The 25260-nt window shown below is 57.3% G+C and carries 25 protein-coding genes; 13 read left to right on the forward strand and 12 right to left on the reverse strand.

The features are described from left to right. Window positions 1–597, forward strand: a complete 597-nt coding sequence (gene miaE, locus I2I05_RS19475) for a tRNA-(ms[2]io[6]A)-hydroxylase (protein ID WP_196283931.1) — start codon at window positions 1–3, stop codon at window positions 595–597. A gap of 92 nt (window positions 598–689) precedes the next feature. Here miaE and fahA read toward each other — a convergent pair whose 3' ends face one another. Next, window positions 690–1976, reverse strand: coding sequence for a fumarylacetoacetase (gene fahA, locus I2I05_RS19480; RefSeq protein WP_196283932.1), 1287 nt, complete (start codon window positions 1974–1976; stop codon window positions 690–692). A gap of 116 nt (window positions 1977–2092) precedes the next feature. Here fahA and I2I05_RS19485 point away from each other — a divergent pair, with 116 nt between their 5' ends. Continuing rightward, on the forward strand, window positions 2093–2689 hold the full coding sequence (locus I2I05_RS19485) for an SET domain-containing protein (RefSeq protein ID WP_196283933.1): 597 nt from the start codon (window positions 2093–2095) through the stop codon (window positions 2687–2689). A gap of 91 nt (window positions 2690–2780) precedes the next feature. On the opposite strand, the gene I2I05_RS19490 is transcribed toward I2I05_RS19485, so the two are convergent. Both I2I05_RS19490 and I2I05_RS19495 read right to left on the reverse strand, forming a co-directional pair. Next, complete coding sequence (locus tag I2I05_RS19490) at window positions 2781–2996, reverse strand: NifU family protein (RefSeq protein ID WP_196283934.1); 216 nt, start codon at window positions 2994–2996, stop codon at window positions 2781–2783. A 47-nt stretch (window positions 2997–3043) separates the two neighbouring features. Continuing rightward, on the reverse strand, window positions 3044–4147 hold the full coding sequence (locus I2I05_RS19495) for an Mrp/NBP35 family ATP-binding protein (RefSeq protein ID WP_196283935.1): 1104 nt from the start codon (window positions 4145–4147) through the stop codon (window positions 3044–3046). 228 nt (window positions 4148–4375) lie between these two features. Between I2I05_RS19495 and I2I05_RS19500 the strand changes: the two genes are divergently transcribed. Next, the gene (locus I2I05_RS19500; protein WP_196283936.1) at window positions 4376–4642 is read left to right on the forward strand and encodes a hypothetical protein; all 267 of its coding nucleotides are present in this window, start codon (window positions 4376–4378) and stop codon (window positions 4640–4642) included. A 20-nt stretch (window positions 4643–4662) separates the two neighbouring features. Here the strand turns inward: I2I05_RS19500 and I2I05_RS19505 are convergent, their stop codons facing one another. From I2I05_RS19505 to I2I05_RS19515, 3 genes are all read right to left on the reverse strand, one after another. Next, complete coding sequence (locus tag I2I05_RS19505) at window positions 4663–6513, reverse strand: glycoside hydrolase family 2 protein (RefSeq protein ID WP_196283937.1); 1851 nt, start codon at window positions 6511–6513, stop codon at window positions 4663–4665. A gap of 177 nt (window positions 6514–6690) precedes the next feature. Beyond that, window positions 6691–7455, reverse strand: a complete 765-nt coding sequence (locus I2I05_RS19510) for a phosphatase PAP2 family protein (protein ID WP_196283938.1) — start codon at window positions 7453–7455, stop codon at window positions 6691–6693. Window positions 7456–7646: 191 nt separating this feature from the next. Then, entirely contained in the window at window positions 7647–8924 is a 1278-nt protein-coding gene (locus I2I05_RS19515; protein ID WP_196283939.1) for an asparagine synthetase B, read from the reverse strand. Window positions 8925–9108: 184 nt separating this feature from the next. On the opposite strand from I2I05_RS19515, the gene I2I05_RS19520 reads away from it, so the two are divergent. After that, window positions 9109–10347 carry an ABC transporter permease gene (locus I2I05_RS19520; protein WP_196283940.1) on the forward strand — a complete coding sequence of 413 codons (1239 nt, stop codon included), beginning with the start codon at window positions 9109–9111 and terminating at the stop codon, window positions 10345–10347. A gap of 116 nt (window positions 10348–10463) precedes the next feature. Next, a complete protein-coding gene (locus tag I2I05_RS19525; protein WP_196283941.1) occupies window positions 10464–11282 on the forward strand; it encodes a hypothetical protein in 819 nt (272 codons plus the stop codon). A 2-nt stretch (window positions 11283–11284) separates the two neighbouring features. Here the strand turns inward: I2I05_RS19525 and mtaB are convergent, their stop codons facing one another. Both mtaB and I2I05_RS19535 read right to left on the reverse strand, forming a co-directional pair. Further along, window positions 11285–12619, reverse strand: a complete 1335-nt coding sequence (mtaB, locus tag I2I05_RS19530; RefSeq protein ID WP_196283942.1) for a tRNA (N(6)-L-threonylcarbamoyladenosine(37)-C(2))-methylthiotransferase MtaB — start codon at window positions 12617–12619, stop codon at window positions 11285–11287. Window positions 12620–12741: 122 nt separating this feature from the next. After that, window positions 12742–14301: an LTA synthase family protein gene (locus I2I05_RS19535; protein WP_196283943.1), complete on the reverse strand. Its 1560-nt coding sequence runs from the start codon at window positions 14299–14301 to the stop codon at window positions 12742–12744. A gap of 549 nt (window positions 14302–14850) precedes the next feature. Between I2I05_RS19535 and I2I05_RS19540 the strand changes: the two genes are divergently transcribed. Further along, window positions 14851–17040 carry a glutamine synthetase III family protein gene (locus I2I05_RS19540; RefSeq protein WP_196283944.1) on the forward strand — a complete coding sequence of 730 codons (2190 nt, stop codon included), beginning with the start codon at window positions 14851–14853 and terminating at the stop codon, window positions 17038–17040. A gap of 146 nt (window positions 17041–17186) precedes the next feature. On the opposite strand, the gene I2I05_RS19545 is transcribed toward I2I05_RS19540, so the two are convergent. Beyond that, a complete protein-coding gene (locus I2I05_RS19545) occupies window positions 17187–17750 on the reverse strand; it encodes a hypothetical protein (protein ID WP_196283945.1) in 564 nt (187 codons plus the stop codon). A gap of 253 nt (window positions 17751–18003) precedes the next feature. Here I2I05_RS19545 and I2I05_RS19550 point away from each other — a divergent pair, with 253 nt between their 5' ends. The 3 genes from I2I05_RS19550 to I2I05_RS19560 all read left to right on the forward strand — a co-directional run bounded on the left by I2I05_RS19550 (window position 18004) and on the right by I2I05_RS19560 (window position 19919). Beyond that, on the forward strand, window positions 18004–18258 hold the full coding sequence (locus I2I05_RS19550; protein ID WP_196283946.1) for a hypothetical protein: 255 nt from the start codon (window positions 18004–18006) through the stop codon (window positions 18256–18258). A gap of 78 nt (window positions 18259–18336) precedes the next feature. Continuing rightward, complete coding sequence (locus tag I2I05_RS19555; RefSeq protein ID WP_196283947.1) at window positions 18337–18840, forward strand: PAS domain-containing protein; 504 nt, start codon at window positions 18337–18339, stop codon at window positions 18838–18840. A 98-nt stretch (window positions 18841–18938) separates the two neighbouring features. Further along, entirely contained in the window at window positions 18939–19919 is a 981-nt protein-coding gene (locus tag I2I05_RS19560) for an NAD(P)H-quinone oxidoreductase (protein WP_196283948.1), read from the forward strand. A gap of 71 nt (window positions 19920–19990) precedes the next feature. Here I2I05_RS19560 and I2I05_RS19565 read toward each other — a convergent pair whose 3' ends face one another. Then, window positions 19991–20599, reverse strand: a complete 609-nt coding sequence (locus I2I05_RS19565; RefSeq protein ID WP_196283949.1) for a thioredoxin family protein — start codon at window positions 20597–20599, stop codon at window positions 19991–19993. A 65-nt stretch (window positions 20600–20664) separates the two neighbouring features. Continuing rightward, window positions 20665–21150 carry a TlpA disulfide reductase family protein gene (locus I2I05_RS19570; RefSeq protein ID WP_196283950.1) on the reverse strand — a complete coding sequence of 162 codons (486 nt, stop codon included), beginning with the start codon at window positions 21148–21150 and terminating at the stop codon, window positions 20665–20667. 203 nt (window positions 21151–21353) lie between these two features. Between I2I05_RS19570 and ispG the strand changes: the two genes are divergently transcribed. Both ispG and I2I05_RS19580 read left to right on the forward strand, forming a co-directional pair. Beyond that, complete coding sequence (ispG, locus tag I2I05_RS19575; protein ID WP_196283951.1) at window positions 21354–23342, forward strand: (E)-4-hydroxy-3-methylbut-2-enyl-diphosphate synthase; 1989 nt, start codon at window positions 21354–21356, stop codon at window positions 23340–23342. Beyond that, on the forward strand, window positions 23342–23803 hold the full coding sequence (locus tag I2I05_RS19580; RefSeq protein ID WP_196283952.1) for a WapI family immunity protein: 462 nt from the start codon (window positions 23342–23344) through the stop codon (window positions 23801–23803). The genes ispG and I2I05_RS19580 overlap by 1 nt, the downstream gene beginning before the upstream one ends. A 42-nt stretch (window positions 23804–23845) precedes the next feature. Here I2I05_RS19580 and I2I05_RS19585 read toward each other — a convergent pair whose 3' ends face one another. Then, window positions 23846–24316: a nuclear transport factor 2 family protein gene (locus I2I05_RS19585; protein WP_196283953.1), complete on the reverse strand. Its 471-nt coding sequence runs from the start codon at window positions 24314–24316 to the stop codon at window positions 23846–23848. Between the two features lie 342 nt (window positions 24317–24658). Between I2I05_RS19585 and I2I05_RS19590 the strand changes: the two genes are divergently transcribed. Together I2I05_RS19590 and I2I05_RS19595 are read left to right on the forward strand one after the other, a co-directional pair. Beyond that, window positions 24659–24832, forward strand: coding sequence for a DUF6728 family protein (locus I2I05_RS19590; RefSeq protein WP_196283954.1), 174 nt, complete (start codon window positions 24659–24661; stop codon window positions 24830–24832). A gap of 11 nt (window positions 24833–24843) precedes the next feature. Then, entirely contained in the window at window positions 24844–25194 is a 351-nt protein-coding gene (locus tag I2I05_RS19595) for an MmcQ/YjbR family DNA-binding protein (RefSeq protein ID WP_196283955.1), read from the forward strand. Window positions 25195–25260: the final 66 nt, after the last annotated feature.

Below are 25260 nucleotides of genomic sequence, written 5' to 3' on the forward strand. Positions count from 1 at the left end.
ATGAAAGAAAAAACCATTCTTAAGCTAAAGCTGAATACGGACCCGCGCTGGGTAGATATTGCTGGTAAAAACATCGAAGATATTTTGGTTGACCACGCTTGGTGCGAGCAAAAAGCCGCCAGCACCGGCATCAGCATGATTATCCATTATCCCGAGAAAACGCGCCTCGTCGACGAGCTCACCGATTTGGTGGCCGAGGAGTGGAGCCACTTCGAAAGAGTGCTGCTGGAGCTGCGCAAACGGGGTTTTCAGCTGGGCCGGCCGCGCCGCGACGAGTACGTGGTGCAGCTGCTGGCGCACGTGCGCAAAGGCGGTGCCCGCGAGCGTCAACTCATGGACCAGCTCCTGGTTTCCGCCCTAATAGAAGCGCGCAGCTGCGAGCGGTTTAAGTTGCTCTGGCAAAATATAGCCGACCAAGAACTCAGCAAATTCTATTACGAATTAATGGTTTCCGAAGCCGCGCATTTTGTTAGCTACGTCGAATTAGCGAAGGAATATTGCGACCCGAAATTAGTTGAAGAGCGGTTGCAGGAACTATTGAAAATCGAGGGGGAAATCGTGACTAATTTACCCGTTCGCGACGACCGAATTCACTAAGCTTGGGGTATCGCAAAGCAAGAAGAGGGTGCGCAAGGTCGATGTTCAATCAGACCTTGTGCACCCTCTTCTTGTGTTGCGGATACTTTGCGTTATTCGGAGGGTAGGACGGTGCCCGTAACTTCGCCAAAGCCAATTCGGATTCCTTCTTTCTCGGCGTAGCCGCGCATCGTCACCGTGTCGCCATCAAGCAGGAATTTGCGCTCGGTGCCATCGGCCAGCGGTACGGGCCGGGTGCCGCGCCACGCCAGTTCCAACATGGAGCCGAGGGAGTCGGGGGTTGGGCCGCTGATTGTGCCCGAAGCATACAGGTCGCCGGCTTCGAGGTTGCAACCGTTGGATGCGTGGTGGGTCAGTTGCTGGGCCATGCTCCAGTACATCAGACCGAAATTGGTCCGGCTGAGGGTCGTTTCGGGTCCTCCGGCAGGAGTGAGGGCCACTTCCAGGTTGATGTTGAAGTTGTGCTCGCCACTTTGGGCAAGGTAGGGCAGGGGTGCGGGCTCCTGCACCGGCCCCGCAATGCGGAAAGGCTCCAGCGCATCGAGCGTAACCACCCACGGCGCCATGCTACTGCCAAAATTTTTGCCCAGAAACGGCCCCAGCGGCACGTATTCCCAGCTTTGCAGGTCGCGGGCGCTCCAGTCGTTGAACAGGCAGAGGCCGAAGATGTGGTCTTCGGCTTCGGCGATGGGAACGGTGGTGCCCAAAGCGGTGCCGGTGCCGACCACGAAGCCCATTTCCAGCTCGAAATCGAGCTGGCGGCTGGGTCCAAAAGTTGGCAAGTCTTCATCGGGCGCTTTGCGCTGGCCGTTGGGCCGCTTGATATCGGTGCCTGACACCACGATGCTGCTGGTGCGGCCGTGGTAGCCGATGGGCAAGTGGCGCCAGTTGGGCAGCAGCGCATTGGCCGGGTCCCGGAACATGGTGCCGACGTTGGTGGCGTGTTCGATGCTGCTGTAGAAATCGGTGTAGTTGGCCGGTTTAATGGGGCGTAGCAGGCGCACTTCGGTTTGGCGCAGCAGGCACTGGCGCACGGCTTCTTCGTTGTCGCGCAGCTCCGGCGCGTCGTGGCGCAACATCTCACTTACGCGCTGCCGCACAGCCCGCCACGCCGGCCGGCCCAACCGTAGAAAGGCATTGAGGGAGCGGCGGCGAAAGACCTTGGGCTGGGCATCGCCTAACTCAACCAAATCCTCGAAGTAGCCGTGCTGGCTGGCAGCATACAGGTCGAGCACGTAGCCCCCGATGGCCACCGCCAGGTGCGGCCCCCGCTCATCGGTTTCGAATACCCCAAAGGGCAGGTTTTGGATGGGAAAGTCGCTGGTTGGCGGAATATCAATCCAGGAGCGCAGGGTGGGCGAATTGGGCGAGGTAGCCATGAACAATGGGGAGGGGTACGCCGGCAAAAGTAGGGCCGGGGCTTCCTATTGCGTTGTTGAGCTTGATTAGAAGCCTGTTTTTTCTAACATTACGGTCTCCTTTTCATGCCCCTTCCATGATTCACCCCGATACGGAATTACGTTTCATCAGCCCCGAAATCGGCTTTGGGGTGGTGGCTACCAAACTTATTCCCAAAGGCACCATCACCTGGGTGTTCGATTCGCTCGACCAGATTATCAGGCCCGAGGGTTTTGAAAAGTTGGACCCGCTGCAAAAGACGTTTTTAGATAAATACTGCTACCGCGACCCACAGGGCAACTACGTGCTGTGCGGCGACCATGCGCGGTTTGTTAACCACAGCTTCCGGTCCAGCTGCATGAGCACCGCCTATGACTGCGAGTTGGCTGTGCGCGACATCCATCCCGACGAAGAGCTAACCGACGACTACGGCTATTTAAACCCGACGGAACCGTTTGACTGCGTACCCGAGCCCGGCAGTAACCGAACCCAGGTATTGCCCGATGACCTCCTGAATTTCCACCGCGAGTGGGACGCTCAACTGCTTGAGGCCTTCGCGGATTTTAACAAGCTGAAACAGCCGTTGCTGCACCTGCTGGCGCCTGCGCACCGCGCCAAAATTCTGGCCGTAGCAGCCGGAAAAGCTGCAATGGATTCCATCCTAAACTGCTACTGCGATACCAGTAAATCCTGATGCCGTTTGAAGGCAGACCCAATATCATTGGGCCTGCCTTCAAACGGCATCAGCTATGCAGCAGCAACTGCTTGCACGGATGGTGGAGGGCTTATCTTGCCTCCACAGCGGTGATTTCGGGCACGGCTTTTTTTACCGTGTCCTCCAGGCCCGCCCGCGTCATGGTCGACATGGGGCAGGCCCCGCACGCGCCTTCCCATTCCAGTTGAAGGATGCCTTCGGGGGTGATGTTGGCCACCCGCACGTTGCCACCGTCGGTGGCCAGGTAGGGGCGCAGCGTATCCAGCGCGGCCTCAATGCGAGGCATGAGCGGATGGTCGAAAACAGGGGCAGTAGTTGGGCTTTCCACGAGCGTTAAGGATTCATTTGCACGACGGCCGTTTTGGGGGCCACGTTGTTGCGAATACTGACTTGCCGGGCTACGGCTTCGGCCAGGTCGGCAAACAGCCGGCCCACCACCGATTCGGGGTCGAGAACGGCGGGCTGGCCCTGGTCGCCATTTTCGCGAATGCTTTGCACCAGCGGCAGTTGGCCCAGCAACGGAACATCGTGCTGCGCCGCCAACCGCTGGCCGCCGTTTTCGCCGAAAATGAAGTATTTGTTGTTAGGCAGCTCGGCCGGGGTGAACCACGCCATGTTCTCCACTACGCCCAGCACGGGCACGTTGATTTGGGGCTGTCGGAACATCTGCAAGCCTTTCTGAGCGTCGGCCAGCGCCACTTTTTGCGGCGTGGTCACAATAACGGCACCGGTCACGGGCACGGTTTGCACCAGCGTCAGGTGAATGTCGGAAGTGCCGGGCGGGAGGTCGAGCAACAGGTAATCCAGCTCGCCCCAATCCACTTCGGTGATAAACTGCTTCAGCGCCGACGAAGCCATGGGGCCGCGCCACACAATGGCCGATTCGGCCGGCGCCAGGAAACCAATGCTCATCAGCTTGACGCCGTATTTCTCAATCGGCTGGATGAGGTTTTTGCCATTCGGGCCCTGAAACACGTGCGGCGCCTCGTTTTCTACCCCAAACATGGTGGGCATGCTTGGGCCCGAAATGTCGGCATCGACCAAGCCTACTTTGGCACCCGTGGCGGCCAGGGCCACCGCCAAGTTGGCCGTGACGGTGCTTTTGCCCACCCCGCCTTTGCCCGAGGCAATGGCAATGATGTTTTTCACTCCAGGGAGCAGGTCGCCGCGGTTGTTGCGCAGGGTGGTCACGCGCGAGGTCATGGTAATCACCACGTTGGCATCCTTGTCCACCATCGTGTGAATGGCGCGCTCACAGGCATCGTGAATGAGCTGCTTGAGCGGGCACGCGGGGGTGGTAAGCACCACTGTAAAGGCCACGGTAAGGCCGTCAATCTCAACGTTCTCAATCATGTTGAGCGTCACGAGGTCCTGGCCCAGGTCGGGCTCCTCCACGTAGCTCAGTGCTTTAAGAACAGCTTCTTTGGTAATGGTCATAGGGCAGGGAAAGCGCCGGGAGATGGCGCGGTGCAAAGATAACCCCAGAAGCGGCGGGCAGGTTCGGCACGTGGTCTATTGCTTTTTAATTAAGTAAGGTGTTCAGTAGCAATAATTCGGCAAATGCTAACCATATTTACCAGCCCATTTTTAGCCCTGATTATTTAACGCTTTCATACCTTCTCTATGCCAAACAGCGACCCAACAACGCATGCTAGCACTGTCGAAGTGAGCTGTCTACCTCACTGCACCGAAGAAGAAGTGGAGCAACTGGTTATTTTTGAGTTGGTAGTGCCGGTGGCGGCCAAAGTGCCGGCGCCCCGCCAGCCCCTGGAAGTAGCCAAAATGGTGCTGCGTCAGGGCTCCGTCACCAGCACTGTGCCGGGCAAAATCCTGACCCAGCTCCGCGCCAACAATACGGCCCTGGGGGCTGCCTGGTGCATCACGGCCACCTTGGCCGTGCCGCAGCCACCTCGCCAGCTATCCGGTTTTTAAGTCCGTCATCAGCCGTTGGGCTACGCCAAATGCTGCATTTGGCGGGAGGCAAGTAGCCCTTTGGGTACGCTCAGCTCGCCGGTTTGCGGGTCAATCAGGCCGTTGCGTTCGTCCTCAATGTTCGTGGCCTGCGTGTACACGTCGCCCGCAATGGGCCGGCGGCGTAGCTCTTGTTTGAAGGCCAGGATGCTGTTGGTGCGGGATTCGGCGTCCTGCGGCCCACCGTAGTCCGGGAAGCCAAAGCCACCCCATTCGCTCACGATGAGCGGAACTTGGCGCCGATAAAAAAACGGGTCGCCTACCACTAGGGGAAAGGCTGCGGTGCCCGTCATTTCGCCTCCTACCAAGCGGTCAAGCAGCTCTTTCCACCGTGTGAGGTCGGGGGTGTAGAGGTGGGCGGTGAGCAAGTCGGACTTCAAGCGGCCGGTGTAGGAAATGTGGTGCCAGCCGTCGTTGTCCACTACCAGAAATTGCGGGTAGGCAATTTGCATGAAGTGGTAGGTGTCCATGATGTATTGGCGGGTTTCGGGATTGGTGGCAATGTCTTGGGCGCCCCAATCCTCGTTGTAGAGGCTCCAGATGATGATGGAGGGATGGGTTTCGCTGAGCGTTACCAGGCGCAGCAGTTCGGCGCGGTGGTTTTCACGGCTGCGGGGCGTCGAACTGTGTGGACTCGGCACTTCCACCCACAGCAACAGTCCCAACTCGTCGGCCAGGTTATAGATGCGCGGGTCGATGCCGGCAATGTGCACCCGCACGAGGTTGCAGCCCAACTCTTTCATGGCGTGCATGTGGCGCTGCATCTCTTCGAAGGTGGCCTGCCCGGGCTGGTACAGAATGCCGTCGAGGTAGGTGGCTTCGTTATTGAGGTACACGTAGCGGCCGCGGGCCTCAATTTTACGCAAGCCAAACAGGGTTTCGATTTGGGCGGCGTATCCTTGGCTGTCGATGAGCTGGGCCACCAGCCGGTAGCGGTGCGGGGCTTCCGGCGACCATAACTCCGCCCCGGGCACTTCCAACACCAGCCGCTGCTGCCACTGCCCCGGCTCGAGGTGCAGCGGGAAGTCCGAGGACGCCAGCGGAGAGGTCCGATTGGTGGTGTGCGGGTCAAAAATCTGGAGGCGAATGGTGTAATCCCCGGCATCGTGAATACGCAGCGTCATATTGAAACGCACCAGCTGGTCTTCGACGATGCTGACTACGCCCACCCGCGACCGCAGCCGGTTGCGTTCCACTACTTCCAGCCACACGCTGCGCACGGCCCCGGTATAAGTTTGGTACCAGATGCCCCCGCGCTTGTACACGTGAGATTCCTGCTTGCCGCGCGGCGTCTCGGCGTCCATGTTGTCGGCAATGCGCACCGTGAGGCGGTTCACGGCTTGCAGGTTGTCCTCGCTCAGCTCATAGGTAAAGGACGTGTACTCGCCGTAGTGAATTTCTTCTCCCTCAATGGTTTTCAGTGGCTTGCCGTTGAGCCACACGCGGGTTTCGTAGCCGCAGGCCCCAAAGGTGAGCTGGAGCATGGACTGTGACTGGGGCTCCGCCACTTCGGGCAGGTTGAATTCGCGCTCGTACCACACCACTACCTGGTCGTGCCACTTGCTCACCCCTTGGTGCCCCCGCGCGTGGGCCAGGTGCTCTTCTACCGAGCCGGGCCACTGGGCCGTGTGCTCATAAGCATGGCCCTGCGCCCAGTTTTCGGCTAAGCCCACATCGGCATCGTCGTGGGCAAAGTGCCATTGGCCATCGAGTAGCTCGTGGTTGTTCATGCGCAGCACAGCCCGGGGCAGGGGATTGGCCACTTCTGTCGTGAGCGCCTGCTCGGGGTGGCTGAAAGAGAGCGAATAGTTCGAAGAATTCAGGTCGTCCATGCGGAGTCGGAAGAAGTTGAGCTACGGCCTTTCAGAGCAAGCCGAATCTAAAACATTGCTAACGGCCTGAAGCACCAGAATGATGCAATAGAAGCTAAATCCACCTTGCCAAATGTTGTTCAACTACCCACGATGCACCGGTGCCGACACCAAGTAATCTGCTACTCATCTACCAGCTTATAACTGCACCGCTACTGCTAGCCCCGCCCCACCACCTGCGACATAGGTGGGTACCAACAGCAGCCTCTGCGCCATTTGGCTGGGCAAGGCTTTGGTCAGGGCCGGATACAGGTGCCACATGGTTTCGGCCGATAAAAAGCCAATGGCCGCGCCCGCCAGCACGTCACTGGCCCAGTGCTTATTGCCCAGCACGCGCATAGTGCCCGTGGCCGTGGCCACGGCATAGCCGCTCACGCTCAGCCAAGGGTAGCGCCGGCCGTACTGTTCGTGGAGGAGCGTGGCGGTCAAAAAAGCCTGTGATGTGTGCGAAGAGGGGAAAGAATTTGGGTCGCCGTTGGGGCGGGCTTGGGCCGTCACTCGTTTCAGGTTGCTCACAACGGTAGCGTCCAGCTCGCGCGCCAGCAGGTAGGTGAGCGTAAACCCAACGGCGGTGCGTTCGCCGCGGTGCCCGGTGGCCATCAGGGCGTAAGCCACGGCCAGGGGCGCGTGGCGGGAATAATCATCAAGGCCCCGCGCGTCGAACGACGAAAAAGCTTCTTGCGTCTCTTCCTGGATTTCTTCCCTGGCCTCAAACAAAATAGTGCTGAAACGGGGGCTGTTGGCCATTGCCGCCAAGCCAAACACCGCCGACGGAATTGCAATACGGAGGGCCGCCTTCCGGAACTGCTGCTTGCGCTGCACGATGGTGAGCGAGTCGGCGCGTGACAACGGCACGTACACTTGCGCTTGGGCTACCGCGAGGCTGCCAGTCCAACAAGCCAAAACCAGTGAAATCTTTTTCGCAAGCATAAACAGCATCAGGCTATTGTGGAGTTGTGGAAGATACGCATTTACTCCCAAACCATAGCCACCAGCTGTGGGCTTCCGGCAAAATGTCCGGCTGCTTCAGGCATAAAAAAATTCCCGGTTCACCTGAACCGGGATTTTAAAATAAATGGAAGCGAATGGACGGCTTAGGTCTTCTGTTTCTTCTTCTTGGCCGCGGGGAAGAGAATATTGTTCAATATCAGCCGATAGCCCGGCGAATTGGGGTGCAGGGCCAAATCCGTTGGCTCTTCGCCCACCAAGTGCTGGTAATCTTCCGGGTCGTGGCCGCCATAAAAGGTCCAAGTGCCTTTGCCAAGGGTACCGTGCACATAGCGCGCCTCGCCGGTTTGCTTGGTGTCGCCCATCACCACCACGTCGGACTTGATGAGGCGCTTGCGGAAGGCCGTGGTTTGGCCCATGAAGCCGTGAATGGTCTTTTCGTGGTTCTGGCACAGCATCGTGGGCACCGGGTCGTACTTGGCCGAGAACGTGAAGAGCGAAAAGTAGTCGTTCTGCTCGCCTAGGCCCCGCTCGTTGGGCTGCATGTCGATGTTGGAGTATTCGTATTGGAACGCGTTGCGCTCCAACTGGAAGTTTTGGAAAGCCAGGCAGCGGTTGAAATTGAGCTTCGATTGCGCGGCCGGGTCGGCGGGGTCGCCGTCGTACATGCTTTCCACCATGTCGATGCCCAAGCCTGCCAGCGCGATGTCGTAGCTGTCGGTAGCCGAGCACATGGCAAACAAAAAGCCACCGCCGGCAATGAATTCCTGCATCTTAACGGCCACCGTGCTTTTCATCTGGCTCACTTTGCCAAAGCCGTTGCGCTTGGCGGCCGCTTCGGCATCGCGCACCTGCTGCTGGTACCACGGGTAGTTGCGGTAGGTGGCGTAAAACTTGCCGTACTGGCCCGTGAAATCCTCGTGGTGCAGGTGCAGCCAGTCGTATTTGGGCAACGTGCCGGCCAGCACTTCGTCGTCATAGAGCTGGGTGTAGGGGATTTCGGCGTAGGCCAGCACCATGGTCACGGCATCGTCCCAGGGCTGCTTGCCTTTGGGGGTATACACCGCAATTTTGGGCACTTTTTCCAGCTTCATAACGTCCATGTTAGCATTGGGGTCGGATATTTCCTGCAAAATGCCGGTGTACTGCGCCTCGCTGATAACCTGAAACGTGACGCCGCGCACGGCCAATTCGTTTTCGGCGCCGGCGCTGGTTTCGAAGGCGAAGGACCCGCCGCGGTAGTTCAACAGCCAATCAACCGGAACGTCGCGCTGGAGCAGCCAAAAGGCCACGCCGTACGCCTTTAGGGATTCCTTTTGGGTGTCATCCATGGGAATGAACACCTTGTTGGCACGGGCGGTCAGGGGTGCGGCCACCGAGGCCACCACCAAGAGCACGAAGTATAGAAAACGCGTTAGCAGCATAATTTTTATCGAAAGAAGCGCATCGAAGCAACGGGGTTGCGGCGTCCGTGGTTCAAGTTAAGCTTTGGCCGCCGAACTTTGGTCGCATTAGGATGCAACACCATCTTTGCGCTGGCGTGTCATTGGCGCGTTTCCAGCAATTGTCGTTCAACGATTTTCCAACCCCCGGTTGGCGCTACTGACCATGAGTCCATTCGAAAACGTTCGCGAAGCTTTCCGCTCCATCCGCGCCAATTTGCTGCGCACCATTCTAACTGCTTTGATTCTCAGCATTGGCTTGTTTGCACTGGTGGGCATCCTCACGGGCATCGATGCGATGAAGAATTCCCTGTCTGAAACCTTCGCCAGCTTGGGGGCTAATTCCTTCGACATTCATGCCAAGGGCTACAACAACCGGGGGCGCCGCGGCGGCCGGCAAGCCAAGCAATACACCCCGGTGAATTACCTGCAAGCCAAGCAGTACAAGGAAGCAATGGGCGAAGACGCGCAGGTCGGAGTGTCGGCCTCGATTGCGGGCTCCGCCGAAATGAAGGCGAACGGAATCAAAACCAACCCGAACATGCAAGTGGTGGCCGGTGACGAGAACTACCTCAAAATTCAAGGCTACAACCTGGCCAATGGCCGCACCTTTTCCCAGGCTGAGCTGAACAGCGGCGCCAACGTGATGATTGTGGGCGAAGAAATCCGTCTCAAGCTTTTCCCCAAGCAAAGCCCGGTAGGAAAAAATGTGTCCGCCTTGGGCCGGCGCTTTCTGATAGTGGGCCTGCTCGAAAAAAGCGGCAGCAGCATGGGTGGGGGCGGGGCCGACCGACTGGCCCTTATTCCGCTGGTCACCGGCAACCAATTGCCCCGCCAGGGTGCGCTCACCTACGACATCAAAACGGCCACCGATAAGCAGGGTACCCTGAATTTCCTGATTGGGCAAGCCACGGGCGTGATGCGCGCCGTGCGCCACGACAGGCTGGGCCAGGAAGACAGTTTCGTGGTGGAAAGCAGTGAGTCGCTGGCTTCTGACCTTGAATCTATTTCGGGGAAAGTGAGGGTCGGCGGCAGCATCATGGCCTTCATCACGCTGCTGGGCGCCAGCATTGCCCTCATGAACATCATGCTGGTATCGGTGACCGAGCGAACCCGCGAAATCGGCATCCGAAAAGCCCTGGGCGCCACGGCCGTTCAAATTCGCCAGCAATTCCTCATTGAAGCCATTGTCATCTGCCTTCTGGGGGGCACGCTTGGCATTGTGCTCGGGGTGTTGGGCGGCAATGGCGTGGCCAAGCTTGTGGGCGCTGGCTCGTTTCTGGTGCCGTGGGTTTGGATGATTGCCGGCTTAGTCATCTGCGTGGGCGTTGGGCTGGCTTCCGGGTACTACCCGGCCAGCAAAGCCGCCGCCCTGGACCCCATCGATTCGCTGCGCTACGAGTAGGAGGCAGGAGCTTCTGTTAGGAGGCAGGAGCTTCTGTCCAAATCTTCAACCGGCGTTTGTGCGGGAGATACGCGGCTGCGTTATACATTTGCCCATTACTCATTTGTGCAAATCTCATGGCAGCCCCGGTTTCCGTACCCATAGACCAACGCTTTGCTCAACTCATTCAGCAGTTTGGGCTCACCAAAAACAGCTTTGCGATATCATTGGGCAAGACGGCGAGTGTGGTTCAACACCTCATCGACGGGCGCAACAAACCCGGGTACGACTTATTGTGCCGCGTATTTGAGGTATACCCAAATGTCTCAAGAGACTGGCTGCTACTTGGTCGCGGGCCGATGCTGATAGGCGGCGAAATCGCCGCTAAATCGACTCCTGCATCGTTGCCCACAGCCCCAGTATTGCCGTTGGCTCCCCTCGATTTTGAGGAGATAGAAGTGCCACCAATTCAACGGCGTACCGGCCCGGGAGTGGCGGGCACCCGGCTCCAGCCCGCTGATATTGCAGCCACCTTGGCATTAGCCGCTGCCGCCAATCAGCCCGTTCAGACTGCCGTTCCAGTGACAGTTGACGGGGCTGCAATGCCGTCGGGTTCCAACGAGCCGGCTACTGTGCACGCATTCGTTCCACCTGCGGCTGCAGTCCCGGCGCAGATTGCTGAAATACCAGCGCCGCAAACGCCAACTCCTGCCCAAGCTCCTGCCACCACCGAAGCAGTGCCAACAGCTGCGCGCGAAACGCCGGTTGCCAGCCCTCTGCTCACGGCGCCAAGCCCGGCCGCCGGCCCATCGCCCGAAAGCTACCTGACGGCCGCGCTCCACGCCCAGCACCTACAGCACCAACTGGCGATGGCCGAAATGCGCAACCAGCACTTACTCGACCAACAGCAGATGCTGCGCGAGATGCTCGCGATGGCCCGCCAGGCAATGGTTTAAACCTACGCGAATACGCCCATTTCTTCGGCATCCATGAGGCCAAAGGCATTGATGCCGGTCAGGCGCAAGGGTTTCATCTCGCCGACCAGCAACGGGTCGTACTTGGCCGCTACCCGAATGTAGTTGGGCGTGAAACCTTCCATGCGCCCGTCGGTCACGTCATCTTCAAACAGTACGTCGGTTTCAAGGCCCAGGTGCTGTTCATAGAAATACCGTTTTTTCTTCTCCGATAAGCTGCGCAACTGCGTGGTGCGTTCGTGCCGCACCCGGTCCTGCACCCGGCCCGGCAGGGTAGGTGCCAGCGTATCGGGCCGCTCCGAGTAGGGGAAAACGTGCAGGTAGCTGATGGGCAACTCGTTCAAGAAGTTATACGTGTCCAGAAAGTCGGCCTCCGTCTCCCCGGGAAAGCCCACGATGACGTCGACGCCAATGCAGGCGTGCGGCATCAGTTCCTTAATGCGGGCCACGCGACTGGCATACAGGCTCCGACGGTAGCGGCGGCGCATCAACCCCAGAATCTTATCTGAACCGCTTTGGAGGGGGATGTGGAAGTGCGGCATAAAGTGTTCCGACGCCGCCACGGTTTCCAGAATTTCGTCGGTGAGCAGGTTGGGCTCGCAACTGCTAATGCGGAAGCGGCGAATGCCGCTCACTTCGTCCAGCGCTTTTACCAGCTGAGTGAAATCCTCCCGCCGCTCCCGTTCGGGGCCTTGCAGGCCAAAATCGCCCAGGTTAACGCCAGTGAGCACAATTTCCTTCACGCCAGTTTCCGCCAGCTTTTCTACCCGCTCCACTACGCTGGCGATGCTGCCGGAGCGGCTGCCCCCCCGGGCCAAAGGAATGGTGCAAAAAGAACAGGAGTAGTCGCAGCCGTCCTGCACTTTCATAAACGTGCGCGTGCGGTCACCAAAGGAATGCGCCGCGTGAAATTCGGTCGCGTCGGAGATAGGCGAGGCGTGTACCTGGCCCGGCTGGCCCGGGGCGGGCTTTTTAAAATCAGCCAGAATATCCACCAGCTGAAACTTCTCGGCCGCCCCCAGCACGGCGCTTACCCCCGGTATTGTTGCAATTTCCTGAGGCTTGAGCTGGGCATAGCAGCCCACAATGGCCACAAACGCCTCGGGATTGTGCTTCAGGGCCTGCTGAACCACCTTCCGGCACTTGCGGTCGGCATGGTCCGTTACGGAGCAGGTATTAATAACGTACAGGTCGGCGCCAGCTTCAAAAGGAATTTTCTCAAATCCTTTTTCCTCAAACTGACGGCCAATGGCCGACGTTTCGGAAAAATTCAGCTTGCAGCCGAGGGTATAAAAGGCAACGGATTGGGGGGTAGGCATAGCACCGCAAAGGTACGAATGCAGCCGATGGGGCGCGCTGATGTGGAAGAAAGCCTCGATAGGCGCGATGAATTTGCCAAATCACGATTTCTCCGAGGCATTGAGGCGGCGCACCCGGGGGGTTATTTCCGCGCAAAATCGTCCAACGATACCTGCTGCATGGCTTTGCCCAGTTGGATTTGGGCATCGGAAACTTTCACACCCACGGAATCTATTTGCCGGCTCACATTATCAAAGGTGACCACGCCGGCCGGTGACACGGCCCCAAAGCCATTGTTGAAGCAGTAAAAAGCAAACGGCACCGGGTTGCGGGCCAGCAAATCGCGGCTCCACTGAAAATCGCTGGCCGGTAAGTTTAGCTGGCGCAGCAAGGTAGCTGCCACGTCGGTTTGGGACCCAATGGTCTTTACCACCTTGCCCCGGGCTTCCGGCCGCAGCGCGCCCCCAGCTAAAATAAACGGAATCTTGAATTTGTTTGGGCTCTGATTAGAGGAGTTGCCGGGGAGGTGATGGCCATGGTCGGCCACCACCACCAGCAGCGTGTGCGCGTACCAGGGTTGCTTTTTCGCCTCTTTGAGAAACCGGCCAAGGGTATAGTCGGTATAGTAAACCGAGCTGCGAAACAGGTCGCTTTCGGTGGTGCCGGGGAACTTGGGCGTCATGGGAACCTCAAATGGCTCGTGGCTGCTCAGGGTGAAAGCGGTGACGAAAAAAGGCTGCGGCTGCTGCTTCAGGTCGGTTAAGACGCGGGCGAAAAGGGCACCATCGTGCGCGCCCCATTTGGAATTCTGTTCGGCCAGGGAGAAATCAGACCGCTCGATGATGTGCTCGAAGCCGGCCGTTTGCAGGTAACTGCCCATGTTGGCAAAGGCCAGTTCGCCCCCGTAGTAGTAGCGCGAACGATAGCCTGCGGTGGCCAATTGCCGGGACAAATGGGGCAATTTCTCGGTTTTCCGGGGAAATTTAATAATGCTGGTGGTGGGCTGGTTGGGATAGCCCGACAGCAACGACACGAGTCCTTTCTGGCTGCGGTCGCCCGCCGCGTATATATTAGTAAATGCGATTCCCGTGCGCGCAAGGCTATCCAGCGTAGGAGTTACGCCCCGTTGGCCGCCCATGCTGCCCACTAGCTTCGACGTGAAGCTTTCGAGGATGATGAATAGAACGTTGGGCCGGGTTTCGGCAAGGTAGGAAACCGTGGAATCGGGCCGGTTGGGCGCACCCACTGCGAGAGGATAGATGGCGGCCACCAACTGCTGGGCCGTGCGGTCGGCCATAAATGGCTTCGTGGGCTGCTCGCTTTTTCGCAGAATGAGAGCACTCATCAGGTTCCAGGGCGCGTTCACAGCCGCGTGGTTGGCAAAGGCCATCCGGGAAAAATAAACATCGCTCTGATTCACGGGAATCTGTTGGATGCCGCCGCGCAGGGGCACCACCAGCAAGGCCACGTATAATAAACTGGCCAAAGCCGCGCGCCGACGTCCAAACCACGAGGGCAGCGGTTTCAGCGGCCCCACTACCAGCTTATACAATCCCCAGCCACTCGCCAGCAGCGCCACAAATATTCCCGCTAGCAATAGCAGCGGCGCGCTGCCGGCCGAAGCCGCCATCTCTTTTGGCGAGTTGAGGTATTGAAAGGGAGTATCATCGAGCCGAAAGCCCCACGTTCGGTAAAGCTCCAAATCGGCGGTTATCAACCCGGTCAGTACTATCCCAATGAAAACAGAGTACGCGCTTGTCAGCCGCTGAAGCGGAAACCTGGGCAATATGCTCCCTATTATAAAAAGCAAGAACGGAACCAGGCACACGTAAGCCGCTGCCGAGGCATCCAAGCGCAACCCGTAACCGAACGTGCCCCAAAGGGTGCTCCCCGATATATTTGCCGTGGCAGCGTGATGGTACGCCAAAAAGATGGCCCGGCACAGTTCAAAAAACAGCAGCCAAAATAGAAAGTAGCGCGGCTGGAACGCGAAGCGGTTTTTCACCCCGTAAAGATACGTTGCTGCCGAAATCGGCTCAGATGTAAGCAAAACAGTTAAAAATACTGATATAGTTGGCTAAAGCTTGGAACAGGGTGTTTTGGGAGGGGTATGTTGGCAAAAGGTTAAGTTTTTTCGAAAAACTACCTAATATTTTGGGGTGGGACACAGTAGAAAGTGATTCGTGTTTTATCTTTGCTTGTACAAAAGCTACCTACTAGTTCAACTTACTTCCCGACCGGTTACTCCCACATGGCAATTCTCCGCTTCAAAGCCTTAGAACTCGTCAATCAGCGTCGTCCCATTACGGTGGTTCCTGCCGCCGCGCGTCGCTCCGACAGCTTTGGACAAAACGTGTTCAATTTGGAAGCCATGCGGGCTACCATGCCCGGCGATTACTTTAAGAAGCTGCAGTCTGCCATCAAGCAGGGTGCCAACGTTGAGCACAACGTGGCCGATGCCGTGGCCTCGGCCATGAAAACCTGGGCCATGGCCAAGGGCGCTACGCACTACACCCACTGGTTTCAGCCCCTCACCGGCTCCACGGCCGAAAAGCACGACTCCTTCTTCGACCTGAATTCCGACGGTCGGCCGATTGAGAATTTTAAAGGTTCGGCCCTAGTACAGCAGGAGCCCGATGCGTCGTCGTTCCCGAACGGCGGCATTCGCAATACCTTCGAAGCCCGTGGCTACACCGCCTGGGACCCCACTTCGCCCGCTTTCATCATCGAAACGGTAGGCGCCAAGACGCTGTGCATTCCGACGATTTTTGTTGCCTACACCGGCGAAGCCCTCGACTACAAAGCCCCGTTGCTGAAGTCATTAGCCGTACTCGAAAAGGCAGCCTTGGAGGTTTGTCAGTATTTCGACAAGGACGTGAGCCGCGTAAACACGACGCTGGGTATCGAGCAGGAATATTTCCTGGTTGACAAAGCGCTGTACGATGCCCGCCCTGACCTGGTGATGACCGGCCGTACCTTGTTCGGCCACGCGCCGGCCAAAGGCCAGCAGCTCGATGACCACTACTTCGGCTCGATTCCGGCCCGCGTGCACGGCTTCATGCTGGAGTTTGAGGAAGAATCCAATTTGCTCGGCATTCCGCTGCGGACCCGCCACAACGAGGTTGCGCCCAACCAGTTTGAGTGCGCGCCCACGTTTGAAGATGCCAACCTGGCCATCGACCACAACCAGCTGTTGATGGATGTGATGGACCGCGTAGCCGAGCGCCACAACTTCAAAGTCCTGCTGCACGAGAAGCCCTACGCCGGTGTGAACGGCAGCGGCAAGCACAACAACTGGGCAATGAGCACCGATACGGGCGTGAACCTGCTCGCTCCGGGCCGTCGCCCCAAAGAGAACCTGCAATTCCTGGCCTTCTTTATCACCACGATTCAGGCCGTGCACCGCTACGCCGACTTGCTGCGTTCCAGCATTGCTTCGGCCTCAAACGACCACCGCTTGGGCGCCAACGAAGCGCCGCCGGCCATCGTTTCGGTATTCGTGGGCTCGATGCTGGACTCGGTCCTGGACGAATTGGAGCGCACGGCCAAGCTGCCGCTTGACAAGGGCGACAACATTTACCTGAAGCTGGGCATCGACAAGATTCCCGCCATTTTGCTCGACAATACCGACCGCAACCGGACTTCGCCTTTTGCCTTCACCGGCAACAAGTTTGAATTCCGCGCCGTGGGCTCTTCGGCCAACTGCTCCTCGTCGATGACGGTGCTCAACACCATTGTGGCCGACCAGCTGATTGATTTCAAAAAATCGGTTGACGCGCTGATTGACAATGGCAAAAAGAAAGAAGTAGCCATTGTTGAAGTGCTGCGCGAATACGTTATCAGCTCCAAAGCCATCCGGTTCGAAGGCAACGGCTACTCCGAGGAGTGGAAGCAAGAAGCCGAGCGTCGCGGCCTCAGCAACATTGCCACCACGCCTCAGGCTCTCGATGCCCTGATTCGGGAAGATGCGGCCGAGTTGTTTGCCCGCCACGGCATCTTCTCAGAAGTGGAGTTGCACGCTCGCCACGAGATTTTGCTGGAGGAATACCAGAAGAAAATTCAAATTGAAAGCCGCGTAATGGGCGACTTGGCCGTAAACCACGTCATCCCCACGGCGCTGGCTTACCAAACCAAGCTGGTGAACAACGTGCGCGGCCTGCGCGAGTTGGGCCTCGACGACGAGCACAGCCAGGTAACGGTGGAGATGATTAAAGATATTTCGCGCCACGTGTCAACCATCAAAACCCATGTTGATGAGATGACCGAAGCCCGGAAAAAAGTAAATAAAATCGGAGATGCTCGCGAGCTGGCGGTTGCCTACTGCGAGGAGATTAAACCAAAATTCGACCCCATTCGCCGCGCTGTTGATAAGCTCGAGCGCATGGTGGCCGACGAGGACTGGCCCCTGGTGAAGTATCGCGAACTTTTGTTCAGTCGGTAATCAGGGGGCGGAATCGGGTCCGGTGTTGGGTGGGAATTCTCGCCGCGCCCCGGTTTTGAAAGAGCCATCTCAGGTGAGGTGGCTTTTTTTGGAGAGCCCCCGCAAACGATTGCAGGTTGGGCTCTTAAAAGCCCTTTTTAGGTGCGCTAGCCTGGTTTTTGGGTGTGCTTAGCCTTGGAGTGTTTGGCGTTGGCCACGGCCGGGGCGGCAAGCAGCAGGGGCAGGCGCGGCGTCATGCCTTTTTCGTCTTCGACTACTTCTGCGCTGCTGCCGGGGTCGGGGACCAGCATTTGCCACGTTGCGCTGCGCAAGTCATCGAGCTTGCCAAGGGCCTCGCTTACGGTGGCGTTCGCCATCAGCTTGTCGAACAAGCCACTCCGGTGCCCGGCCACAATCAGTTTCTCAATAACAAACGGAAGCACCCAGCCCACCACGTTAGAGGCTAAGGCACCGCGCAGGCCGAGGCGCATCAGGAGGCGCACGGTCATTTGCTCCACCAGCAGCACGCGGGCAGCGGGCAAAGCCTTATCTGCCAGAAAATCGGCTACCAGCTTGAGGTTCCCTTTTTCTACTTCTGCCCGCAGCACGTCCTGCACACTGTCGAGGGCGCGGGCTGCCAACTGACGGAAGAGGCGCCCGGTTTGCCAGGCTGCCAAGCCAGTAAAACGTGCTGCCCCAAGAATGGCAGGAATGAACAAGGGTTTTTTCACGGTTCAGTAGCCTTCAAGGGGCCTAATTTGTGTACAAAGGAACGTGGCAGGGGCCAGTTGGGTTTAGCTCCGCAGTTGGCCTCGGCCTGTCCTCGGCGCGCTTGCTTATTTTTGCATTCGAGCCCGTTGCTCTTTTTGTTATATGTCCGATTTGCTGCTGGATATAAATTTACAACAACTGCCTGATGATTATTTCAAGGGGGAGTGGCACGTAGCCAACCGTGTCCTCAACCGAAATGACCCTGGCAGCCCAATGGCGCAAGCAACCCGATTTGTGCTCAAGGCCGACCAATTGGAGGCGCAGGCTCCGGCGGCGGGACTGAGCCAAACCGGCAACTGGGCCGTGATGCGCGATGAAATTTTGAATCGCCCGTACCTCAGCTTCGAACTGCCCACCGAAGCCACCCGGGCGCTGGTGACGCGCCTGCGGCGCTCGGCCGATGGCCTGAACAGCCAACTCAATCTGTATTTTTCGTCGGGCATGGAAATGCAACTTGACCGCGCCTAATCTTTTACTTAGCCGAATTCTAGCCCGTTTTTGTCTGTGAGTACTTCGCCTTCCACTAATTCGCTGCTTTCCGCCGCTTTGAATGCTTCCACTGAACAGGGTTTGGTGGGGTCCGAGCAGTTTACGTTTTTAGCCGATGTCATTCCGCAGTTGGTCTGGATTACGGACCCGACGGGATTTCACACCTATTTCAACCAGCGCTGGATAGATTTCACCGGCTATACCCTGGCCGACAGCGTAGGCCCCGACATGTGGAATAACCTGCTGCATCCCGACGACCAGGAACGCGCCCGCCAGGTATGGGGCCATTGCTTGGCCACCGGCGATGCGTACAGCATCGAATACCGTTTCAAAGCCAAAGACGGCTCGTACCGCTGGTTTCTGGGCCAGGCCCTGCCGCGCCGGGGCACTGACGGCCATATTATCGCCTGGTTTGGCACTTGCACGGATATTCAGGAGCAGCGCCAAATGCGCGACCAACTCGCAGCCGCATACTCGGATTTGGAGGCCAAAGTAGTATTCCGCACCTTGGATTTGGAACGCGAGGTGCAAGCCCTGAAGCAGCAATTAGGTAAGTGCTAATTCAGGAATTGGTTTCTTCTAGTTGATAAAACGGCTCTTTGGAGCCGTTTTTCGTTTGCGGACTAGCATCAGTAGTTCTGCACACAAAGCCATTTTCCATGAACGCCATCATCATCCAGCAGCCCGGAGGTCCAGCCGTATTAACTCTGCACCAGTCGCCCCAACCCCAGCCAGCCGCCCACGAAGTTTTGATTCGCGTGCAAGCGGCTGGCGTTAACCGCCCTGACGTGCTCATGCGCCAAGGAAAGTATGCGGGCAGCGGCGCGGTTGCCGGCCTCGTGCCGGGATTGGAGGTGGCCGGCACCGTGGAACGGTGTGGGGCCGAGGTAGACCGTTGGCACATTGGCGATGCCGTGTGCGCCCTGCTACCAGCCGGTGGCTATGCCGAATACGCGGTGGTGGATGCCCGCCATTGCCTGCCCGTACCCGCCGGCTTGAGCATGGTGGAAGCCGCTGCATTGCCCGAAACGGTGTTTACGGTGTGGCACAACGTTTTTCAGCGGGGGGCGCTGCAGCCGAACGAAACGCTGCTGGTGCATGGCGGCAGCAGCGGCATTGGCACCACGGCCATTCAGTTGGCGAAGGCTTGGGGCAGCCGGGTCGCCATTACGGCGGGTGATGACGCCAAATGCGAAGCTTGCCGCCAGCTAGGTGCTGAGTGGGCCATCAATTATAAAGTCGAAGACTTTGAAGTAGTGCTGAAGCCAGTTGGGGTGGATGTTATTCTGGACATGATAGGCGGAAACTACATGGCCAAAAATCTTAGCTTGCTCAAGGACGATGGCCGGTTGGTTTTCATCAATGCCATGCAGGGGGCTAGGGCCGAGTTCAATGCCCTGGACCTGATGCGGCGGCGCCTTACCATCACAGGAAGCACCCTGCGCCCGCGCTCCGCGGATTTCAAAGCCGCCCTGGCGGTGGAGGTAGAAAAACACGTCTGGCCGCAGATTGCCGCCGGGAAATTTCGACCCATTATCCACCAAACCTTCCCGTTGGCTGAAGCCGCCGCCGCTCATCAATTGATGGAAAGCAGCGCGCACATTGGAAAAATTGTGTTGGAAGTAGCACCCGGCTGGTAACTTAAATGGCTTTAAACGCAAAACGTCAGGCAGATGCCTGACGTTTTGGGGAATTTGGTTTTGGCTAGCGGTTAAGCCCGTTTCCACTTGATGGTGCAGCCAATGGCTTTGGTCGAACTCGTTGATGCGGGCTTGCCGGCCATAATTTCGGTCATGGCGTTTTCGACATATTTCGTTTTCACCAGCGTGGCATCTTCCGAGTTATCGTCGATGGCACCGATGTAGGAAACCACGAAGTCGTTGCCCTGCCGCTTCAGCACATAGAGGTGGGGCGTGCGCGTGGCCCCGTAAGCTTTGGCCACCTGCTGGCTTTCATCGAGCAGGTAGGGGAAAGCATATTTCTTGGTCTTCATGGCCTCAAAAGAGTCGCCGGGCGCTACGGCTGGGTCGTTGGGGTTGATGGCCACCACGGGGAAGCCTTGTGGCGCATATTTAGCATTCAGGGCGATGATGCGGCTCTCATAGGCTTTGGCATAGGGACAGGTGTTGCAGGTAAACACCACAATGTAGCCTTTGGCGGCCTTGTTGTCGGCCAGCGATACCATTTTGCCGTCAATGTTTTTGAGCTTGAAATCGGCGGCTTTGTCGCCCACCTGATACCCGTTGGATTCGGGGCGAACAATGAAGCTGCTCAGCAGCAAAACAAAACAGAGCAGGGGAAAGGGCAGGAGCTTTTTCATGTGAAAAAAGGGTTGTGGTAAGTGGAGAATGACTGGCCAATCAGGGCGTTGACGCGGAATTTAAATTACAAAAATTTCTGCAGTGCCGTTGTCAGCTCGGCGCGGGTGAGTTTGCGCTCAAAGGTTGCGCGTTTCTTAGTCTTATTGTTGATAATCAAAGTGAAAGGAATGGAGCCCGACCATTTGGCATCCACTTGCTCAAGCCAGGAATTGGGGTCACTTTCGTTCAATACCACTACTTCCGACTTGAGGCCGCGCTGTTTCACAAAAGGCTTTACTTTCTTATCTAGCTGCGAAGCATAGTCCAGGCTCACCAGCAGCACTTTTACTTTTTGGGTGGCATATGCGGTGCGGACTTGCTCAAAATTGGGCAGCTCTTTAACGCAGGGTGCGCACCAAGTGGCCCAGAAATTCACAATATAAGTTGTGTCCGTGGGCTGCGAAAGACGCTTTTGCAATTCAGGAAACTTGATAACCGCAACTTGTTGGGCCATGCCGGGAACAGCCAGCAACAGCGCAAAACCGATGAGAATAGCTCTTATTTGATGCATCGTAATTTATTGAATAGTTGATTTGTCGGCGTCCAAAAGCTCCTTTGTATAGGGTGCTCTGGATGAACCAAGTGAGGTCGGAATCAGAAAGACAGCGAAACCGACCAGAAGTTGCGACCGCAAATAGGAGAGGAGCCCGCGCCGTACCGCTTTACCTTTGTGCTTCGGCGCAACTTTCGCCTTCCTCCCCTAGTTTTTGGGTTATGAATAAAACGTATTGCCCCAGCCTCGTCGAATACAAGCGCCGCGTAGCCCGCGTAGTCAACATTGGCGAGGTGCCGTTGGGCGGCAATCACCCCATCCGGGTGCAGAGCATGACCACCGTGGACACCATGGATACCCTGGGCTCGGTGGAGCAAACGCTGCGCATGGTAGAGGCCGGCTGCGAGTACGTGCGCATCACCGCGCCCAGCATGAAGGAGGCCCAAAACCTGCTGGAAATCAAGAAAGAACTGCGCAAGCGCGGTTGCAACGTGCCGCTCATCGCCGACATTCACTTCACCCCCAACGCCGCTGAGCTGGCCGCCCGCATCGTTGAGAAAGTGCGCGTGAACCCCGGCAACTACGCCGATAAAAAGAAGTTTGAAGAAATAGAATACACCGATGCTACCTACGCGGCCGAGGTGGAGCGCATCCGCGAGCGGTTCCGGCCGTTGGTAAAAATTTGCAAGCAGTACGGCACGGCCATGCGCATTGGTACCAACCACGGCTCGCTGTCTGACCGGATTCTGAGCCGCTACGGCGATACGCCGTTGGGCATGGTGGAGTCGGCGCTGGAGTTTCTGCGCTTGTGCGAAGAGGAGAATTACTACGACGTGGTGCTGAGCATGAAGGCCAGCAACACGCAGGTAATGGTGCAGGCCTACCGCATGCTGGTGCAAAAGCTCGACGAAGAAGGGCTGCAGCCCTACCCGTTGCACCTGGGCGTGACCGAAGCCGGCGAGGCGGAGGACGGCCGCATCAAGTCGGCCGTGGGCATCGGCACGTTGCTTGAAGACGGCCTCGGCGATACAGTGCGCGTGAGCCTGACCGAAGCGCCCGAAGCCGAGGCGCCGGTGGCCCAAATGCTGATTGACCGCTACACGCGCCGCGCTGAATTGGCCCAGCCCATCGCGCCGCTGGTGGGCGAGGCGCTCATCAACCCGTTCCAATACATCCGCCGGGTGACGCGGGAGGTTGAGAACATTGGCGGAGCCAATGTGCCCCGCGTGATTGCCGATTTATCGCGCCTGCAAAACCTGGAATACCCCGACTTGCGTGCCGCCGGGCAGCTATATTCGCCGTTTCTGGACAAATTTCAGATGTCGGATTTGGGCGCCGACTACATCTACACCGGCCAAGTCCCGTCGCCTTTCATGCTGCCCAACGGCCTGAAAGAAATTGTGGATTATAGCGCCTGGCGCGACGCCGGCCACCGCCCTGACCACTTTCCGGTATTTACCCAAGCCGAATACGCGGTGGTGGCTGCCAAGCATCCGGTGCTGAATTTTGTGTTTCATAACTTGGCCTCGCTCACCGCGCCTGCGCTCGATCAGCTGCGGGCCGACAGCACGGTGGTGGTCTTCCTTTATTCGGAGAATGCCCACGCCATGCCGGAAATTCGTCGAGCCTTCTTTGAGCTAATGCAGGCGGGCGTGACGTGCCCGGTTATCATCAACCGGCAGTTTCCGGCCTTGCGCGATGAGGAAACCCAGCTTTATGCCGCTACCGACGTGGGCGGCCTACTACTTGACGGCTTGGGCGACGGCATCGTGTTGAGCACGGAATTGTTGCCCGAGCGGCCCAAAGCCGAATGGCTGACCACCATTGATAGCCTGAACCAGCTCTCCTTCGGGATTCTGCAAGCGGCCCGCACCCGCATGAGCAAAACCGAATACATCAGCTGCCCCAGCTGCGGCCGGACGCTGTTCGACCTGCAGGAAACCACGGCCATGATTCGCAAGCGCACCGACCACCTGAAGGGCGTGAAAATCGGCATCATGGGCTGCATCGTGAACGGTCCCGGCGAAATGGCTGACGCCGACTACGGCTACGTGGGCGTAGGCAAAGGCAAAATCTCCCTTTACCGCGGCCAGGAAGTCATCAAAAAATCGGTGCCCGAAGAACGTGCCGTGGATGACTTGATTGAACTCATGCGTGAGGACGGCCGCTGGATTGAGAAGGAGATTGTGGAAGAGCCGGTGGGTGCGTGATGACTAATGAACAGGAAAAGTTCGAGATTTTAGGCGACAACGGTGACCATATCAGCATCACTTTTGTCGAAGTTTGGGGGTTCCCCAATACAACAAGCTTTGTAGGAGGCTATGATGTGCTTGCAGCCGTGATAATCAAGGCCGGAGGCTTCCAAGTTATATCGAACTTCTATACTTCAACTGGAGAAATCTATGAGTTGCTGAAGCAACTTGTTCGCAGCAATGAACAATTAAGTGGCGTGGTTCGCTATGCATCCTTCGAAGGGAATTTAGAATTTACCGCTGAATACGACACGTTAGGTCATGTGCAGATAAAAGGCTGTTTTCTTGCCAATGACGACACAGAAAACCGATTAATTTTCTCGATTAAATCGGACCAGTCGTTCATGAATTTATCAATAAATCAGCTGAAATTATTAGCTGATAAATACGGCGATAACATGGGGGTTGGAAACAAATAATATAGTCTTTGTTAAGAATGATTATTTAAGGACGAGAGCTGCTTATCGACACTTCTCCTTCCGTCGCGTGTCGATAATATGCGCAATTTTCCAGCCGTCGGCCAGCTTCACTAATTGAAACGAGTTGTAGCCGCAGTGGCTGAAAGTGTCGCCGATGTAAAATTCGTAGGGCGTCCAGACGCTGGCGAGGTTGGCATCAATTAAAACGTTGGCGAAGGTGATTCGCTCGTCCCAAATTTTGGGGTGGGGCGTGCCCACAGCTTTCAGGAAGCCGTTGATGCTTTCGATGTGCAGGCTGGGGGCTTGGCCGGGCTTGCCGCCAAGGGCATGGAGCACGGCACCGGGGGCCAACGTGCGGCGCACAGTTGTGCTGTCGCCTTGGCGCATGCCGGTGAAAAAGGCATTGATAGTTTGTTTGATGTCGGCAGTTTCGGCGGCCGTGGTTTGAGCATTTGCACCGAGGCTGGCACCAAGCAGCAGCGAAAACAAGACAGGCGTAAGGGCTTTCTTCATGTTTAGGGGATGGGTCGGGGTAATGGCGGCGGGCGAAACCAAGGGTTGCTTCAGCAACTACTTGGGAGCAGGATGTAGCTTTGCCGGCACATGAAAGTAAGCGCTTCCGCGAGTTATTTGGCCGAGTAGTTGCCCGCGCCGGGTATTACACCTGTAGTTTTCTTCAACTGATTTGCCCGGTGGGTTGCGCTGGCGCGAACGGCCGTTTTAACCCGGTTTTGACCAGCTTGGAACGTGCAGGATTGTCGGTTTATGGTTCGAAAATATTCGAAAAAATCAGCACACTAACCAATCATTCTGCCGCGCCTGTTGTTACCTTTTCGAACCAAAAAACCTCCCGCTATGAACGGCAAAAACCTCTTTGATTTCGGTCCGGTCCTCGGTTACTACTTCCGCGGCAAAGACCCGAATCGGAAGACCAATTTCAACATGAAGACCATGCACTTCATCAATAAGCTCAGCTTGGCGATGTTCCTGGTGTGTCTCGTGGTGATGTTGTTCCGCTACGTGCTGTAATTATTGGGCTGATGAACATCGAGGATTTCCGTGACTATTGCATGGCCAAGCCCGGCGTGACCGAGGAAACCCCGTTCGGCCCCGAAACCCTTGTGTTTAAAGTTGGCGGCAAAGTTTTCGCCCTCACCGACATCGATACCTTCGGCAGCATCAACCTCAAGTGCGACCCTGAGCGGGCCGTGGAGCTGCGCGAAGCCCACGATTACGTGCTGCCCGGCTACCACATGAACAAGAAGCATTGGAACACCGTGCTGATTGGAACCGGCGCCCCGCTGGGGCAGCTCCGCGAACTTATCGACCATTCGTACGACTTGGTGCTGGCCTCGCTGCCCAAAGCTGCACGGGGGGCATTGGAACAATAGCGTGAACACATAGACCGTCATGCTGAGCGAAGTCGAAGCATCTCTACTGCGCAACTAATCTGATTT

This window comes from Hymenobacter jeongseonensis (assembly GCF_015694725.1).
In the GTDB taxonomy this organism is placed as follows: domain Bacteria; phylum Bacteroidota; class Bacteroidia; order Cytophagales; family Hymenobacteraceae; genus Hymenobacter; species Hymenobacter jeongseonensis.

Coding starts and splice junctions, on each gene's coding strand:
- I2I05_RS19550 (WP_196283946.1), top strand. CDS start 18,004: ATGGCGCAAGCAACCCGATTTGTGCTCAAGGCCGACCAATTGGAGGCG.
- I2I05_RS19520 (WP_196283940.1), top strand. CDS start 9,109: ATGAGTCCATTCGAAAACGTTCGCGAAGCTTTCCGCTCCATCCGCGCC.
- ispG (WP_196283951.1), top strand. CDS start 21,354: ATGAATAAAACGTATTGCCCCAGCCTCGTCGAATACAAGCGCCGCGTA.
- I2I05_RS19540 (WP_196283944.1), top strand. CDS start 14,851: ATGGCAATTCTCCGCTTCAAAGCCTTAGAACTCGTCAATCAGCGTCGT.
- I2I05_RS19505 (WP_196283937.1), bottom strand. CDS start 6,513: ATGGACGACCTGAATTCTTCGAACTATTCGCTCTCTTTCAGCCACCCC.
- I2I05_RS19585 (WP_196283953.1), bottom strand. CDS start 24,316: ATGAAGAAAGCCCTTACGCCTGTCTTGTTTTCGCTGCTGCTTGGTGCC.
- I2I05_RS19525 (WP_196283941.1), top strand. CDS start 10,464: ATGGCAGCCCCGGTTTCCGTACCCATAGACCAACGCTTTGCTCAACTC.
- I2I05_RS19590 (WP_196283954.1), top strand. CDS start 24,659: ATGAACGGCAAAAACCTCTTTGATTTCGGTCCGGTCCTCGGTTACTAC.
- I2I05_RS19565 (WP_196283949.1), bottom strand. CDS start 20,599: ATGAAAAAGCTCCTGCCCTTTCCCCTGCTCTGTTTTGTTTTGCTGCTG.
- mtaB (WP_196283942.1), bottom strand. CDS start 12,619: ATGCCTACCCCCCAATCCGTTGCCTTTTATACCCTCGGCTGCAAGCTG.
- I2I05_RS19580 (WP_196283952.1), top strand. CDS start 23,342: ATGACTAATGAACAGGAAAAGTTCGAGATTTTAGGCGACAACGGTGAC.
- I2I05_RS19485 (WP_196283933.1), top strand. CDS start 2,093: ATGATTCACCCCGATACGGAATTACGTTTCATCAGCCCCGAAATCGGC.
- I2I05_RS19570 (WP_196283950.1), bottom strand. CDS start 21,150: ATGCATCAAATAAGAGCTATTCTCATCGGTTTTGCGCTGTTGCTGGCT.
- I2I05_RS19560 (WP_196283948.1), top strand. CDS start 18,939: ATGAACGCCATCATCATCCAGCAGCCCGGAGGTCCAGCCGTATTAACT.
- I2I05_RS19490 (WP_196283934.1), bottom strand. CDS start 2,996: ATGCCTCGCATTGAGGCCGCGCTGGATACGCTGCGCCCCTACCTGGCC.
- miaE (WP_196283931.1), top strand. CDS start 1: ATGAAAGAAAAAACCATTCTTAAGCTAAAGCTGAATACGGACCCGCGC.
- fahA (WP_196283932.1), bottom strand. CDS start 1,976: ATGGCTACCTCGCCCAATTCGCCCACCCTGCGCTCCTGGATTGATATT.
- I2I05_RS19495 (WP_196283935.1), bottom strand. CDS start 4,147: ATGACCATTACCAAAGAAGCTGTTCTTAAAGCACTGAGCTACGTGGAG.
- I2I05_RS19595 (WP_196283955.1), top strand. CDS start 24,844: ATGAACATCGAGGATTTCCGTGACTATTGCATGGCCAAGCCCGGCGTG.
- I2I05_RS19515 (WP_196283939.1), bottom strand. CDS start 8,924: ATGCTGCTAACGCGTTTTCTATACTTCGTGCTCTTGGTGGTGGCCTCG.